This window comes from Novosphingobium sp. Chol11 (genome assembly GCF_945870625.1).
GTDB lineage: Bacteria > Pseudomonadota > Alphaproteobacteria > Sphingomonadales > Sphingomonadaceae > Novosphingobium.
Window position 1 is genome coordinate 1 of sequence record NZ_CAMBTS010000088.1, and the last position, 13,578, is coordinate 13,578.

The window sequence follows — 13,578 nt, forward strand, 5'->3', positions numbered from 1 at the left end:
CTGCCCGCCGTCGCCAGCACGCTGGCCAGCGGCGAGGCGGCATAGCTTTGCGTCACCAACGGCACGCCCGGCTTGGCAATGCTCGCCTTCTCAAACGCGATCCGCGCCAGCGGTTCCTCGGGCGTGCCCGCTTCGGGGGCCAGCAGGAACGCCTCGTGGTCGATACCCAGCGTAGCAATCCCGCACACCGCAGGCGCGGTCAGCACATTGGTCGCATCGAGCCGCCCGCCCAGCCCGGTCTCGATCACGCAGACATCGGCGGGAACGAGGTGAAAGGCGAGGAAGGTCGCGACCGTCGTCACCTCGAAAAAGCTCGGATCGAGGCCAGCGCCCGCATCCAGCGCTTCCTCCAGCAGCGCGGCAAGAAAATCATCCTCGATCAGCTTGCCCGCAATGCGGATACGCTCGTTGTAGCGCACCAGATGCGGCTTGGTCGCTGCGTGCACGATGAGCCCCTGCGCCTCCAGCATCGCGCGCAAATATGCGCAGGTTGAGCCCTTGCCGTTGGTCCCCGCGATATGCAGCACCGGGGGCAGGGCATCCTGCGGATTGCCCAACCGCTCAAGCAGTTCACGCACTGTCTCAAGCCCATAGCGGCCTTGCGGCAAGGTGAGCGCGCCCAGCCGGTCAAGCTGCGCCTGCACGCCGGGATGGTCGGAAATGGCGAAGTCACGCAACTGAGTACCCCTCCGTCATCCCTGCGGGCTGCCACTTCCCCGAGCAAGCTCGGGAAGGAACTCGCTCTTCCCTGGATCCTCCCCGAGCTTGCTAGGGGAGGGGGACCGCCGCCACGGGCGGTGGTGGAGGGGCTATGCCGCCTTGGCCGCCATCAGATAGCTGATCACCTGCGCCAGCGTGGCCTTTAGCCCGTGGCGCGGCACTACCATATCGACCATGCCGTGCTCATAAAGATACTCGGCGCGCTGGAAGCCGGGGGGCAGTTTTTCGCGGATCGTGTCCTGGATCACGCGCTGCCCGGCAAAGCCGATCAGCGCGCCCGGCTCGGCAATCTGCACGTCACCCAGCATAGCATAGCTGGCGGTCACGCCGCCGGTGGTCGGATCGGTCAGCACGACGATGTAAGGCAGCCCCGCCGCATGCAGGCGGCTGATCGCCACGGTGGTGCGCGGCATCTGCATCAGGCTCAAAATGCCCTCCTGCATGCGCGCGCCGCCCGCCGCCGTCACCATCACGAATGGGCAGGTTTCCTCGATTGCGCGGGCGCAGGCGGCGATGAAGGCATCGCCTACCGCCATGCCCATCGATCCGCCCATGAAGCCGAAATCCTGCACACCGAGCACGGCCTTCTGGCCATTGATCTGCCCGAAAGCGGCGGTCAGCGCGTCGGCATGCGGATTGGCCAGCTTGGCCGCTTTCAGCCGATCAACATAGCGCTTGCTGTCGCGAAACTTGAGCGGGTCCTCTTTCACCTTGGGCGCTTCGAGCAGCTCGAAACCCGGATCGAGCAGCTGCTCCATCCGCTCATCGGTGCCGATCCGGCCATGATGTTCGCAGCGCGGACAGACCGAGAGGTTGTCCTCGTATTCCTTGATGAACAGCATTTCCTTGCACCCGGGGCACTTGATCCAGAGGTTGTCCGGGGTATCGCGCTTGGTCGTGAAGGTCAGCGAATTTCGGACGCGGGTGAGCCAGCTCATGCGAGTTCCTTTCGTGCGGAATGGACGGCCCCAGCAAGTGCTGTGGCAAGTTCGCGCACTGGCCCGGCGGCATCGTCGCCGTGCTGCGCAATCAGGTCGATAAACGCCGAACCGACCACTACGCCGTCGGCGACGCGCGCGATGGGGCCAGCTTGTTCGGGGGTGCGCACGCCAAAGCCGACCGCGACCGGGATCTGCGCGGTCTGCTTGATCCGCGTCACGGCCTCTTCGATCGAGGCGAGGGCGGCGGATTGCTTGCCGGTGATCCCCGCGACCGAGACGTAATAAAGAAAGCCCGACGAGCCATCGAGCACGGCGGGCAGCCGCGCGACATCGGTAGTCGGCGTTGCCAGCCGGATCAGCGAAATGCCCTTTTCGCGCAAATAGGGCCCAAGCTCGCCATCTTCCTCAGGCGGAATATCGACGCAGATCACCCCGTCCACGCCCGCATCTGCGCACTGATCGGCAAACCACTGCGGTCCGCGCGTGATCATCGGATTGGCATAGCCCATCAGCACCAGCGGCACCTCGGGATGCCGCACGCGGAACTCGGCGGCGAGCTTGAAGATCGTGGAAGTCGTGATCCCCGCCGCCAGCGCGCGCAAATTGGCCTTCTGAATCGCCGGGCCATCGGCCATCGGATCGGTGAACGGCATGCCCAGCTCGATCACATCCGCGCCGCCTTCGACGAGCGCATCGAGGATCGCGGGGGTAGGACCGTCACCGGCAGTGACGAAGCAGACGAGGGCAGGGTGGCCCTTGGCGAAGGCGGATTGAAGGCGTGTCATTTGGGAAGTCTCATCCCGGCAAATAAGAAAAACAAGGCCAGCGCGCAAAACGCATAACCGGCGGCGTTGAGAATGTTTTCAGTCGTGGACCACGGCACCATTCCGGGTTGGTCCATGGCGCTCCAGCTCCCCCAAGCCAGCATCGTCGAGATGACGCCGGCCAGAAGCAACCTGTCGCGCCGTCCCATTAAGCCCTCTCCCCTTCAGGGGAGAGGGTTGGGAGAGGGGGGCTCACAGGCTCACCCCCAAATGCTCCGCCACCGCGAAGATGTCCTTGTCGCCGCGCCCGCAGAGGTTTGCGATGATGATCGCGTCCTTGTCCATGGTCGGTGCGACTTTTTGCAGCGCGGCGATGGCGTGCGCGGGTTCCAGCGCGGGGATGATGCCTTCGGTGCGGCAGAGCAGCTGGAAACCGGCGAGCGCTTCGGTATCCGTCACAGAGGTATAATCCACCCGGCCATTTTCCTTGAGCCAGGCGTGTTCCGGCCCGATGCCGGGATAATCGAGGCCCGCCGAGATCGAATGGCCTTCCAGAATCTGGCCATCCTCGTCCTGCAGCAGATAAGTCTTGTTGCCGTGGAGGATGCCCGGGCGGCCACCCGCCAGGCTGGCGGCGTGCAGCTTGTCGAGCCCGTGGCCGGCCGCCTCGACGCCCAGCATCTTGACCGTGGGATCATCAAGGAACGGATGGAACAGGCCGATCGAATTGCTGCCCCCACCGATCGAGGCGACCAGCAGATCGGGCAGGCGGCCGGTGCGGCTGAGCAATTGCGCGCGCGCCTCGCGGCCGATCACGCTTTGAAAATCGCGCACCAGCTCGGGATAGGGATGCGGGCCGGCAGCCGTGCCGATGATGTAGAACGTGTCGTGCACGTTCGCCACCCAATCGCGCAGCGCCTCGTTCATCGCATCTTTCAGCGTCGCGGCACCAGCGGTGACTGGAACCACTTCGGCGCCCAAGAGCTTCATGCGGAACACGTTGGGGGCTTGGCGCGCCACGTCGGTTGCGCCCATGAAGATCACGCAAGGCAGGCCGAAGCGCGCGCAGACCGTGGCGGTGGCGACGCCGTGCTGGCCCGCACCGGTCTCGGCGATGATCCGTGTTTTGCCCATGCGGATGGCAAGCAGGATCTGGCCGACACAATTGTTGATCTTGTGCGCGCCGGTATGGTTGAGTTCGTCGCGTTTGAGCCAGATTTGCGCGCCCCCAAGCTCCTCGGTCAGGCGCGGCGCGAAGTAGAGCGGGCTGGGGCGCCCGACGTAATGTTCGAGCAGATCGTCGAATTCGGCTTGAAACGACGGATCGGTCTTGGCCTTGCGGTATTCCGCCTCAAGATCGAGGATCAGCGGCATCAGCGTTTCGGCGACATAGCGCCCGCCGAACTGGCCGAAATGGCCGCTTTCATTAGGCTGGTTGCGGAAGCTGTTCGGGGTCTTGATAGTCATCCCCTGCGATTGGCAGAGGGCCGCGCAATTGTCCAGATTGTGTGCCCCCAGATTGTGTGCCCGATGATGCTGCGCTTCAAGCGCCGCGCGCGGCCTTGCAGAACGCAGCGATCATGCCCGCATCCTTGATCCCAGGCGCGCTCTCCACGCCCGATGACACATCTACCAGCGGCGCGCCGCTCACCCGCACTGCCTCGGCCACGTTGTCCGGGCCGAGGCCGCCGGCGAGGCCCCACGCAATCGCGCCGCGAAAGCCGGTGACGAGGCTCCAGTCAAACGCCAGCCCCAGCCCGCCCGGAATGGTGCTGCCCTTGGGCGGCTTGGCATCGAACAGAACCAGATCGGCCGCGCCCGTATAGCTGTCCGCGCGGCTCACATCGTCGCGTGATGAGACCGCCAACGCTTTCCACACCGGCACCTCGAACGCGGCGCGCAACGTGGCGGCGCGCGCCGGGTCTTCGCTGCCATGAAGCTGGATCGCATCGAGCCCTGCCGCCAGCACCGCTTCGCCGATCGCGGCATCGCTGGCATCGACGAACAGGCCCACCCGTTTGGTGCGCCCCGCCGCCCGCGCACCCAGCGCCGCCGCATCAGCTAGCTTGAGATGGCGCGGCGAGGGCGGGAAGAACACGAAGCCGACATACTCGGCGCGCGCGGCGATGGCGGCATCGAGCGCGGCGGGATCGGTCAGGCCGCAGATCTTGATTTCGGGCGCATGCATGGCTGCGGCGGATAGGCGGACGGAAAGTCTCCGTCAAACATCGGCGTCAAATGCCGGCGCAACCGGCGCCGGGTTTGCAGGGTCGGATGTTCGTGGCGGCTGGCGAATTGCTGTCGCCGTTCGAGCAATTTTAACCGCCGGGCGTTATGCGGGTCTGGTTATTCAGGGTGCGACCAAATGGATCGGGGGGCCATTCAAGATGGGGAAAGTTCGCTTTGCAGGGCGCGCGGCGCTGATCGCTGCTGCGCTCTTGCTTGCGGCCTGCAGCAGCCCTGATGATTATCCGATTGGCCTGCGCGAGGCCTATAGCCGTTTGAATGCGGTCAATATCCCGCCTGCGGGTGACGGCGTGTTTTTCCGGCTGGAGACCACTGTCAGCGGCAATTCAGCCGATGAAGTGACGTGGACGGCGCGCGGTCCCCATGCCGTCTATGCCTGCAGGATCGGCCTTGAAAAGATCGATGACGGGCGGACCCATGTGCTTGTCGATTGCGATGGCGGATCGCCCAGCAGCGGGGCGGCGGCCGGTATGACGCACAATCTTATTCGCAACCGGGTCATCGAAATGGTCGATGCGACCCTGACTGGCCGAAAATTCAACCCGAAGCTGGCGAACGGCGTGACCGCGGCGCGATGGCCGGGTGACGGGGTTGGCGGCAGCTATGCCAGTGCGGCCGATCCTGCGAACGGGATGGATGCAGACATGCGCAAGGTAGTCCGCGAAGCCGAAGCAAGCGAGCGGGAGCGTGAGCGCGACCTGCTGCCCGAGCGCGCCGAGCCGGAGCAGAGCATCAACTCGCAAGATGAGCCGTCCGCTCTGTGATTCTTGGCGGGCACCGTTTGCGCTGCCCTCAGCCGATCGCCCGCTCCAGCACGACCATCGCAAAATCGACCGGATAGGGCACCGGAAAAGGCCGCCGCTCGCCCGTGTCGCGGTAGCCGCGCCGCTCGTAGTAGCGGATCAGCTCGGGCCGCAATTCGATCACGGTCATTTCCATCATCGCCGCGCCGAAATCGCGCGCGGCAATCTGCTCGATGCGGGCGATCAGGTCGCGGCCCAGCCCGGCGGCCTGCAACGTCGGCTCGACACAGAGCATTCCGAGATAGGCGCGCCCGCCGCCCAGATCGGTGGCCGTCACCGTGCCGATCAGCGCGCCGGCTTGCTCCGCGACCAGCACGCGCTTGTCGGCCGCCACGATCAAGCCTGCGACTTCGGGGTCCGAGGTGCGCTCGTCATCGAGCAGGTCGGCCTCGTTGGTCCAGCCCTGCCGGGCGCTATCGCCGCGATAGGCCCGCTCAATCAGCCCGCGCAGCGGGGGCGCGTCGGCGGGGCGGGCAAGGCGAAATTCCGGCGACATATTGCAATCTCAGAGCGTGGCTTCGATGGCCCGGGCGGCAGCGACGGGATCGGCGGCGCGGGTGATCGGGCGGCCGATGACGAGCACGCTGGCACCCAGATCGCGCGCCTCGCGCGGGGTCACCATCCGTTTTTGATCGCCCGGCGCAGACTGGCTGTGGCCGGCGGGCAGGCGCAGACCCGGCACCACGAAGTACCCGCTTCGCCAGCGCTTGTGCACCAGCCCCACTTCGTGGCCCGAGCAAACCACACCGTCGAGCCCCGCTTCCTGCGCCAGATCGGCGAGACGCAGCACCTGGTCCATAGCTCCGCCCGGCACGCCGACCGCCGTCAGATCGTCGTTATCAAGGCTGGTCAGCACGGTGACCGCAACCACCTTGCAATGCTCGCCTGCCGCCGCCTTGGCATCCTCGAGCATTGCCCGCCCGCCCGCGCCGTGAACGGTCACGATCGCCGGTTCGAGCACGTGGATCGCCTGCATCGCGGCGGCGACGGTGTTGGGGATATCGTGGAGCTTCAGATCGAGGAAGATCGGCAGCCCGATCTTGGCGATTTCGTGCACCCCGTGGTGGCCGTGGGCGCAGAAGAATTCGAGGCCGAGTTTCAGCCCGCCGATATGGCCGCGAAGCTTTGTGGCCAGCGCGATGGCGGCATCGAGGCGGGGCAGATCGAGCGCAAGATAGATCGGATTGGTCACTGGGCCTCGTGGGTTTTGTGGGCGGCGGCATCGAGCTGGCTGGAGGACAGCGCGGCGGTGGGCGCGGCCAGCGCGGCTTCGAGCGTGGCGATGCGGCGGCTCATTCGCCAGCGGGTGGCGCGGTAGATCAGCCAGGTGGGCAGCATGCCGAGCAGATAGGCCCCGATCACCAGCGCGGGCAGCTTGGCATCGACCACCAGCCCGTCCCAGATATGAACCTCCACCGGCCGCCAGTTGCCCACGCTGAACGCGGCGAGCACGGCGACCACCAGCAACCAGAATATCGAGCGCAGCAGCTTCATATCGCGTGGCCTCCTGCTCTTAAGGGGCTGATGCTAGGGCAGATCGGCGCAAATGGCGAGTCCTTGCCGGTCAGCCGCCGAAGACCCGCGCAAAAATCGTGTCGACGGCCTTGAAATGGTAGTCGAGGTTGAACAGCTCCTCCAGTTGCGCTGGCGAGAGAGCGGCGCTCACTTCGCTATCGGCTTTGAGCAGATCGAGCAGGCTCAGCGCGCCGTCGCTTTCCCATACTTTCATCGCCGAGCGTTGCACCAGCCGGTAGCTATCGTCGCGGGTCAGGCCCGCTTGGGTCAGCGCCAGCAACACCCGCTGCGAATGGACCAGGCCGCCCATCCGATCCAGATTGCGCTGCATCCGCTCCGGGTACACCAGCAGCTTTTCGATCACCCCGGTGAGGCGGCCCAGCGCGAAATCGAGCGTGATCGTGGCGTCCGGGCCGATATAGCGCTCGACCGAGGAGTGCGAGATATCGCGCTCGTGCCAAAGCGCCACGTTTTCCAGCGCCGGGATGACGGCGGCGCGGACCATCCGGGCAAGGCCGGTGAGGTTCTCGGTCAGCACCGGGTTGCGCTTGTGCGGCATGGCGGACGAGCCCTTCTGCCCCGGCGAAAAGTATTCCTCCGCCTCCAGCACTTCGGTGCGCTGCAAGTGGCGCACTTCGGTGGCGAGGCGTTCGATGCTGCTGGCGATCACGCCGAGCACCGCGAAGAACATCGCATGGCGGTCCCGCGGGATGACCTGGGTCGAAACTGGCTCGACCGCCAGCCCCATTTTGGCCGCGACATAGTTCTCCACCGCCGGATCGATATTGGCAAATGTGCCCACCGCGCCCGAAATGGCGCAGGTGGCGATCTCGGCCCGCGCCATCACCAGCCGGGCGCGGCAGCGGGTGAACTCGGCATAGGCCGAGGCGAGCTTGACCCCGAAGGTGGTCGGCTCGGCATGAATGCCGTGGCTGCGGCCGATGGTCGGCGTGTACTTGTGCTCCAGCGCGCGGCCCTTCAACGCCGCCAAGAGCGCATCGAGATCAGCGAGCAACAGGTCCGCCGCCTGCGCCAGCTGGACCGAGAGCGTGGTGTCGAGCACGTCCGAACTGGTCATGCCCTGATGCATGAAGCGTGCCTGCGGCCCGACCTGCTGCGCCACCCAATCGAGAAACGCGATCACATCATGCTTGGTCACCGCCTCGATCGCATCGATCGCCGCGACATCGATCACCGGCTCGCCTGCCCACCAGTCCCACAGCGCGGTAGCGGCGTTCATCGGCACGACGCCCAGCTCGGCCAGCTTCTGCGTGGCATGCGCCTCGATCTCGAACCAGATGCGATAGCGCGCCTGCGGCTCCCAGATCGCGGTCATGGCGGGGCGGGCATAACGGGGGACCATGGCGTAACTCCGGCGGCAACAATGCCCGAGAGCCGCTAGGGGGAGGGGGTCGGATTGGCAAGAGGGAGGGGGCTAAGTTGACACAGTTGACACAGTCCTGAGAGCGTAAACGGAGGGGCCTGTCTGTCCTTTCCTCGTCACCCTGAACTCGTTTCAGGGTCCATCGAGCCGCCCGCGCGGTGTGTGCAGGAGAGGGGCTTTGGCTGCAGCGTGAGCCCAATCCGTCAGGCTTCGGTGCGGGCTGACGGATGGACCCTGAAACGAGTTCAGGGTGACGAAGGAGGTGAGGTTTCGGCTTACTCTTCCGGGCGGTTGTTCGGGCTTTTTGGCGGGTTTGCGGGAGGTTTGCGGGAAATCGCAGCATGGGTTTGGCGTAACCCGGATCGGGATGTGTAGGAAAATGGTTTGTTGTGGGGAGGGGGGCCTCATTCTCCTTTTCCGTCACCCTGAACTTGGTTCAGGGTCCATCGTGCCGCACGAGCTGTGCGCGCCGGAACGGACGTTTGGCTGCCGTGAAATGCCAATCCTGCAGGCTCCGGTGCAGGCTGAGGGATGGACCCTGAAACGAGTTCAGGGTGACGAAACCTCCATTCGTCCTGCCCTTTCCCCGGTCGGAGGAGGCGGGGTGGGGTGATCGGCGCTTGCCGGGAAGGCGGTTCGCCTCAGGCTCCGCCGAAGCGGGGCTTCTGGTATTCGGGGCGGAGCCAGCGGATGGTGCCAGCCGCTTCCTCGGCGGCGCGGGCTGCGTTGAGCGCGACGAGGCGGGTGACGACTTCGGCGGGGGGCAGATCGGCGGGCCAGCCATAAGCGGCGGCGACGGCGGCATCGAGTTGTTCGTGCAGGCGGTTCACGATCCCGGCGCGCGCCTTGGCCGCGCGCTCGATTTCGAGCAGGTCTTTGAGCGCCCCGGCGCGCTGGCGATCGCGCAAGTTATAGATTTCGGTCATCGTCAGCCCCGGCACTTCGGCGAGCGCTTCCTTGCGGGTTTTGTCCAGTTCTTCGGCCAGATCGGCGATCACGGCGCGCTGGGCCGGGGTGGCATCGGGGAAGGGGAAAGGGTCGAATGTCTGGGTTTTAAAGTACCGATGGCCTTGCTCAAAAGTGGCGACGCCCATCAATCCGCAATTTGCTGCTGTCCATTGATAGTGAATATCTGAAGACACTACCCCAAGTGTAAAAGCGCTATCATCGGCAATGACGACCACGCCATCGTCACAAAGTATCTCTGCGGGGAGAAACTGGAACAGGCGATGCTTGGCCGTGTCCACAGTACCGACATATCGTGGCAATCCTGCCAGAGCGGGACGCATTTCGGGCCGGGGCTTTCCCATAAGCCACCAACTTTCAAGATACGCGCGCGCATCTGCGGTGCCCGATTTAGCCACCTGCTCTTCACGGGCAATCTTCACAGTCCGCAACAGATGTTCGGCTACTTCTGGAAAGCGTTGCCGGACGAACTTTCCATCCTGTCCGAACAAATCGATGACGAACTTGTCCTTTACCTCCTGCGGATTGCGCCCGTTGATATCCTTGCCATTGCGATAGGGCCGGATGAATGTTTCAAGGCCCTCTCGCCTGCCAAGGCCAAGGTATTCGGCCTCCTTACGCGTAATCGAGAAGCCCTTGCCATGAAGCTTTACCCCATCGTGGCAGATGCCTGTAGAGGCCAGCAGCCTGACGGCCTTTGTCACATCGGTGCCAGTCGTAAGGTCTGCATTTATCCTGCCAAGCACCGGCAGGTGATAGTCAACCTCGGGTTTATCCGTGTCGAGCTTGGCTTCGCGACTGGTAGTGACGAACCGGCCAAAATGCGCTCCGCGCGCTGCGACCGTCATCGCGATGCGCACAGCCGCCGTGCCGTCTGGTTTCTTCTTTCCCGCCTTGCGAGCAGCGCCCTTGACCCGAGGCTCCGCCTTAGGCGGCTTGATCCATGGGTGATCGGGGATGGCGAGGATGAGGGAGAGGGTGCCTTCGTGCTCGGCAGGCTCCCCTCCCCCTTGGGGAGGGGTTGGGGGCGGGGGTTGTGGGCTTTCTGGAGAGGGCGGAGACCCCTCCCCTAACCCCTCCCCATATGGGGAGGGGGATTTTGCAGGTTGTTCCTCCCCTGAAGGGGAGGGGGATTTGGCGAGGTAGTGTTCGATGACGCGGCGGCTGAAGGTTTGGGTGATGCTGTTGGTGGTGACGAAGCCGAAGCGGATGAGCGGGCTGCGGTCTGCCACTAAGGTATGCGCGGCGCGGTCCCACCAGTGCATCACGAAATCGGCGCTTTTGGGAACGCGCGGATTGGCCTTCCACAGCGCCTCGGCATAATCATTGCCCAATTCCTCGCGCAAGTCCTGCCCGCCAATAAACGGCGGGTTGCCGACGATGAAATCCGCCTCGGGCCAAGCGGGGATCATCGGGTGGTCGGTGTCCGCCTCGCCGGTCGGCTTGTGGCGCAGCACGGCATCATATCCGGCATGACCGCCGAAATTGATGTTGCCGAACTGCTTGAGCACCGGATCGGGCGCGGCTTCTGGATCGTTCTGCATCCGCCAGCGCAGCCAGCCGATCCACAGCACGAGTTCGGCAATCACGGCGGCGCGGGGGTTCAGCTCCAGCCCGAGGAACTGCTGCGGGCCGACCTCAGGGCTGGCGGTGCCGCCAAGCTGGCGGATCACTTCGATCACATCGCCTTCCAGCCGCATCAGGTTTTCCATGGCGACATAGAGGAAATTGCCGGTGCCGCAGGCGGGATCGAGAATGCGCAAGGCGGCGATGCGGCGGTGAAAGGCTTGGCACGCCGCCAGAGCGATGGGCGCTTGATCGGCGGGGTGGAGAATGGCGTCCCACTCGGTATCGAAACATCCATGATCGTGGCCTGCACCAGCCGCTCGACATATGGGCGCGGGGTGTAATGCGCGCCGAGCTTGGCGCGCTCGCTGGACGTGAGCGCCTGTTCGAGCAGCGTGCCGAAGATGGCGGGTTCGACCTTGGTCCAATCGGCCTTGGCCGCTTCGAGCAATTCCCCGCGATCTGAATTCGAGAGATTGTAGGTTTGGGCAGTGGCGAACAGCCCGCCATTGAAATAGCGCACATCGCCGCCAATGGCCGAGGCATAGCGCTCGCCGCCCGCGCGCCCCATCACGCTCCACAGCTGGCGCAGTTCGGGCTGGAAGGCGGCTTCGTTCTCCACCGCTTTTTCAAGGAACGCGGTGAAGCTTTTGGGCGGAAGCAGCCCCACATCTTCGGCAAACATGCAGAACACGATGCGCATGAGGAAGAGCGCGGTTTCTTCGATCGCAAGGCTGCGCTCGCTGTCGCTGGCCTGCGTGGTGCGGATGCGCTGCGTTTCTTCCAGCCATTTGGAGACATCGGCCAATCGGCGGGCGACGCTGCGCGACACATCGGCAGAGCGGGCGCGCGGATCGATGCTGTCGGGCTTGGTCCAGACCGCGCGGAACAGCGCCTGCACTTCGGCTTCGGCAAAGCGGTGCAGCTCGAACCGGTAGGAATGCTGATCGGGAAAGTGACCATAGCCGCGCCCGCTGCCCGACCAATCGAAATAGAGTTCGAACGAGCGGCCAACATCGCAGACGATCAGGAATGGCGGCCACGGGTGATTGCCGGGCAGGTTTACCGCATAGCGTTTGGCCTGTGCCAAGGCATCGCGCATGAACTTGTCGTACCGCGCGCCGGAGGGCGAGGCGGGGGCGGTTTCGGCGATATCGAACAGCTGGGCCTGGCTGCGGTTTGCCTCGGGCAGCCGGGATTGCTTGGCTTCGAGGATGAAGCAGCCGCGCTTGTAGAGATCGATCGCGCCGGTATTGCCGCCTGCGCCGCCGCCGGGGACAGGGCCTTCGAACTGATAGCTGCCGAGCACGCCGCTCTCGGCAGGCTCTGGCACCGGCAGATCGAGCGCGCCACACAGATCATTGATGAACTGGGCATAGTTGGCGCGTTCAGCCCCGCCTTTGACCCCCAGCCACTTGGCGATGAACGCGGCTACTTCCATCCGATGCCAAAGCTCCCCATGGCGGGAGGACTAGCGCAGGCGCAGGAGCAGGCCAAGGGCGGACTGGGTTTCGCGCGGCATGGGCCATCCATATTCAGGATTATCAGTTGATTTGAGGCCACAAGCTGGCACGATAGGCTGATGATGAAGCGATTTTCCCTCGTTCTGTTGATCACCGCATCCTTTGCCTCTTCGGCGGCAGCGCAGGACCGCACGGCCGGTCTGCTGCGCGATCTGGTCGATGCGGCGGGGCCGCCGGGGTTCGAGGAGCCAGTGCGCAAGATCATGGTGGAGCGGATGAAGCCGCTGGCCGATGAGCTGCGCTATGACGGACTCGGCTCGGTGATCGCGCGGCAGGGCAGCAGCGGGCCGCGGATCATGCTGGATGCGCATATGGACGAGCTGGGCGGGGTGGTGCGCCGCGCGACGCCCGATGGGTTCCTCACCATGCAGATGCTGGGCGGCTGGCTGGATCAGGCGATTGCCGGGCAGCGATGGATCATTCTGGGCAGCAAAGGCCCGGTGCATGCGGTCACCTCGATCCGCGATATTCACCTCTCGCCAGCCGACGAGCGCGGCGTGCTGATCAAGCGTGATGCGGTGTTCCTCGATGTGGGGGCGAAGGATGCCGCGGGGGTGGCCGCGCTGGGCCTCGCGCCCGGCGATCCGGTGGTGCCCGACAGCCCGTTCCTCGATTTGAACGGCACCGGCAATTATGCGGGCAAGGCGTGGGACGACCGCGTGGGCTGCGCCGTGCTGCTGCTGGCGATGGAGCGGCTGAAGGCGAGCGGCCATCCCAACCAGGTGTTTTTCACCGCCACCGTGCAGGAGGAAATCGGCCTGCGCGGCGCGCGTGCCTCCACCGCGATCATCAAGCCCGATATCGGCATCGCCATCGAAGGCGGGGTGACCGGCGATTCGGGCGGCGCGAGGGTGGAGGAAAGCCAGGTGAAGCTGGGCGGCGGGCCTGGGCTGTTCCTCTATGACAGCAGCGCGCTGCCGAACCGGAAGCTGGTGGCGCTGGTGAAGGAGACCGCGAGCGCCGCTAAGCTGCCGCTCCAGCTCGATCTGGTGCAGGGATACGGCGATGATTCCGCCGAGATGCAAACCGTGGGCGGCGGTGCGCCGACGGTCAATCTGGTGGTCCCGGCGCGCTATACCCATGTGCACACCGGGATCATCAACCGGCGCGATTTCGATCAGACGGTCGATCTGGTGGTGGCGCTGATCA

General features: G+C 64.9%; 14 protein-coding genes. 2 read left to right on the forward strand and 12 right to left on the reverse strand.

Annotation, left to right across the window (positions count from 1 at the left end; translation table 11 throughout):
- From Q0O40_RS12515 to Q0O40_RS12540, 6 genes are all read right to left on the reverse strand, one after another.
- Positions 1 to 677, reverse strand: a 677-nt coding sequence (locus tag Q0O40_RS12515) for a folylpolyglutamate synthase/dihydrofolate synthase family protein (RefSeq protein WP_367183747.1), incomplete at its 3' end; no start/stop codon positions are given.
- A 132-nt stretch (positions 678 to 809) separates the two neighbouring features.
- Positions 810 to 1,658, reverse strand: a complete 849-nt coding sequence (accD, locus tag Q0O40_RS12520; protein ID WP_295530299.1) for an acetyl-CoA carboxylase, carboxyltransferase subunit beta — start codon at positions 1,656 to 1,658, stop codon at positions 810 to 812.
- On the reverse strand, positions 1,655 to 2,446 hold the full coding sequence (gene trpA / locus Q0O40_RS12525; RefSeq protein WP_295530302.1) for a tryptophan synthase subunit alpha: 792 nt from the start codon (positions 2,444 to 2,446) through the stop codon (positions 1,655 to 1,657). The genes accD and trpA overlap by 4 nt, the downstream gene beginning before the upstream one ends.
- Positions 2,443 to 2,634: a hypothetical protein gene (locus tag Q0O40_RS12530; RefSeq protein ID WP_295530305.1), complete on the reverse strand. Its 192-nt coding sequence runs from the start codon at positions 2,632 to 2,634 to the stop codon at positions 2,443 to 2,445. The genes trpA and Q0O40_RS12530 overlap by 4 nt, the downstream gene beginning before the upstream one ends.
- A gap of 43 nt (positions 2,635 to 2,677) precedes the next feature.
- Positions 2,678 to 3,892: a tryptophan synthase subunit beta gene (trpB, locus tag Q0O40_RS12535; RefSeq protein ID WP_295530308.1), complete on the reverse strand. Its 1,215-nt coding sequence runs from the start codon at positions 3,890 to 3,892 to the stop codon at positions 2,678 to 2,680.
- Positions 3,893 to 3,968: 76 nt separating this feature from the next.
- Complete coding sequence (locus tag Q0O40_RS12540; protein ID WP_295530311.1) at positions 3,969 to 4,613, reverse strand: phosphoribosylanthranilate isomerase; 645 nt, start codon at positions 4,611 to 4,613, stop codon at positions 3,969 to 3,971.
- 199 nt (positions 4,614 to 4,812) lie between these two features.
- On the opposite strand from Q0O40_RS12540, the gene Q0O40_RS12545 reads away from it, so the two are divergent.
- Positions 4,813 to 5,436 (forward strand): hypothetical protein, encoded by a 624-nt coding sequence (locus tag Q0O40_RS12545; protein WP_295530313.1) that lies wholly within the window; start codon positions 4,813 to 4,815, stop codon positions 5,434 to 5,436.
- 28 nt (positions 5,437 to 5,464) lie between these two features.
- On the opposite strand, the gene Q0O40_RS12550 is transcribed toward Q0O40_RS12545, so the two are convergent.
- The 6 genes from Q0O40_RS12550 to Q0O40_RS12575 all read right to left on the reverse strand — a co-directional run bounded on the left by Q0O40_RS12550 (position 5,465) and on the right by Q0O40_RS12575 (position 12,347).
- Complete coding sequence (locus Q0O40_RS12550) at positions 5,465 to 5,971, reverse strand: GNAT family N-acetyltransferase (RefSeq protein ID WP_295530316.1); 507 nt, start codon at positions 5,969 to 5,971, stop codon at positions 5,465 to 5,467.
- 9 nt (positions 5,972 to 5,980) lie between these two features.
- Positions 5,981 to 6,667, reverse strand: coding sequence for an orotidine-5'-phosphate decarboxylase (gene pyrF, locus Q0O40_RS12555; protein ID WP_295530319.1), 687 nt, complete (start codon positions 6,665 to 6,667; stop codon positions 5,981 to 5,983).
- Positions 6,664 to 6,969, reverse strand: a complete 306-nt coding sequence (locus Q0O40_RS12560) for a DUF1049 domain-containing protein (protein ID WP_295530322.1) — start codon at positions 6,967 to 6,969, stop codon at positions 6,664 to 6,666. Before Q0O40_RS12560 ends, pyrF begins: the two co-directional genes overlap by 4 nt.
- Before the next feature lie 70 nt (positions 6,970 to 7,039).
- Positions 7,040 to 8,353 carry an adenylosuccinate lyase gene (purB, locus tag Q0O40_RS12565; protein WP_295530325.1) on the reverse strand — a complete coding sequence of 438 codons (1,314 nt, stop codon included), beginning with the start codon at positions 8,351 to 8,353 and terminating at the stop codon, positions 7,040 to 7,042.
- Positions 8,354 to 9,015: 662 nt separating this feature from the next.
- Positions 9,016 to 11,103 carry a DNA methyltransferase gene (locus Q0O40_RS12570; protein ID WP_295530328.1) on the reverse strand — a complete coding sequence of 696 codons (2,088 nt, stop codon included), beginning with the start codon at positions 11,101 to 11,103 and terminating at the stop codon, positions 9,016 to 9,018.
- Positions 11,040 to 12,347 (reverse strand): type IIL restriction-modification enzyme MmeI, encoded by a 1,308-nt coding sequence (locus Q0O40_RS12575; protein WP_295530331.1) that lies wholly within the window; start codon positions 12,345 to 12,347, stop codon positions 11,040 to 11,042. Before Q0O40_RS12575 ends, Q0O40_RS12570 begins: the two co-directional genes overlap by 64 nt.
- Before the next feature lie 168 nt (positions 12,348 to 12,515).
- On the opposite strand from Q0O40_RS12575, the gene Q0O40_RS12580 reads away from it, so the two are divergent.
- Positions 12,516 to 13,578: M42 family metallopeptidase (locus Q0O40_RS12580; protein ID WP_295530333.1), on the forward strand; the 1,063-nt coding region annotated here is incomplete at its 3' end.

What these genes read in the sequence shown, in the direction of transcription:
- accD (WP_295530299.1), bottom strand. Translation starts at nt 1,658, where the DNA reads ATGAGCTGGCTCACCCGCGTCCGAAATTCGCTGACCTTCACGACCAAG.
- trpA (WP_295530302.1), bottom strand. Translation starts at nt 2,446, where the DNA reads ATGACACGCCTTCAATCCGCCTTCGCCAAGGGCCACCCTGCCCTCGTC.
- Q0O40_RS12530 (WP_295530305.1), bottom strand. Translation starts at nt 2,634, where the DNA reads ATGGGACGGCGCGACAGGTTGCTTCTGGCCGGCGTCATCTCGACGATG.
- trpB (WP_295530308.1), bottom strand. Translation starts at nt 3,892, where the DNA reads ATGACTATCAAGACCCCGAACAGCTTCCGCAACCAGCCTAATGAAAGC.
- Q0O40_RS12540 (WP_295530311.1), bottom strand. Translation starts at nt 4,613, where the DNA reads ATGCATGCGCCCGAAATCAAGATCTGCGGCCTGACCGATCCCGCCGCG.
- Q0O40_RS12545 (WP_295530313.1), top strand. Translation starts at nt 4,813, where the DNA reads ATGGGGAAAGTTCGCTTTGCAGGGCGCGCGGCGCTGATCGCTGCTGCG.
- Q0O40_RS12550 (WP_295530316.1), bottom strand. Translation starts at nt 5,971, where the DNA reads ATGTCGCCGGAATTTCGCCTTGCCCGCCCCGCCGACGCGCCCCCGCTG.
- Q0O40_RS12560 (WP_295530322.1), bottom strand. Translation starts at nt 6,969, where the DNA reads ATGAAGCTGCTGCGCTCGATATTCTGGTTGCTGGTGGTCGCCGTGCTC.
- purB (WP_295530325.1), bottom strand. Translation starts at nt 8,353, where the DNA reads ATGGTCCCCCGTTATGCCCGCCCCGCCATGACCGCGATCTGGGAGCCG.
- Q0O40_RS12575 (WP_295530331.1), bottom strand. Translation starts at nt 12,347, where the DNA reads ATGGAAGTAGCCGCGTTCATCGCCAAGTGGCTGGGGGTCAAAGGCGGG.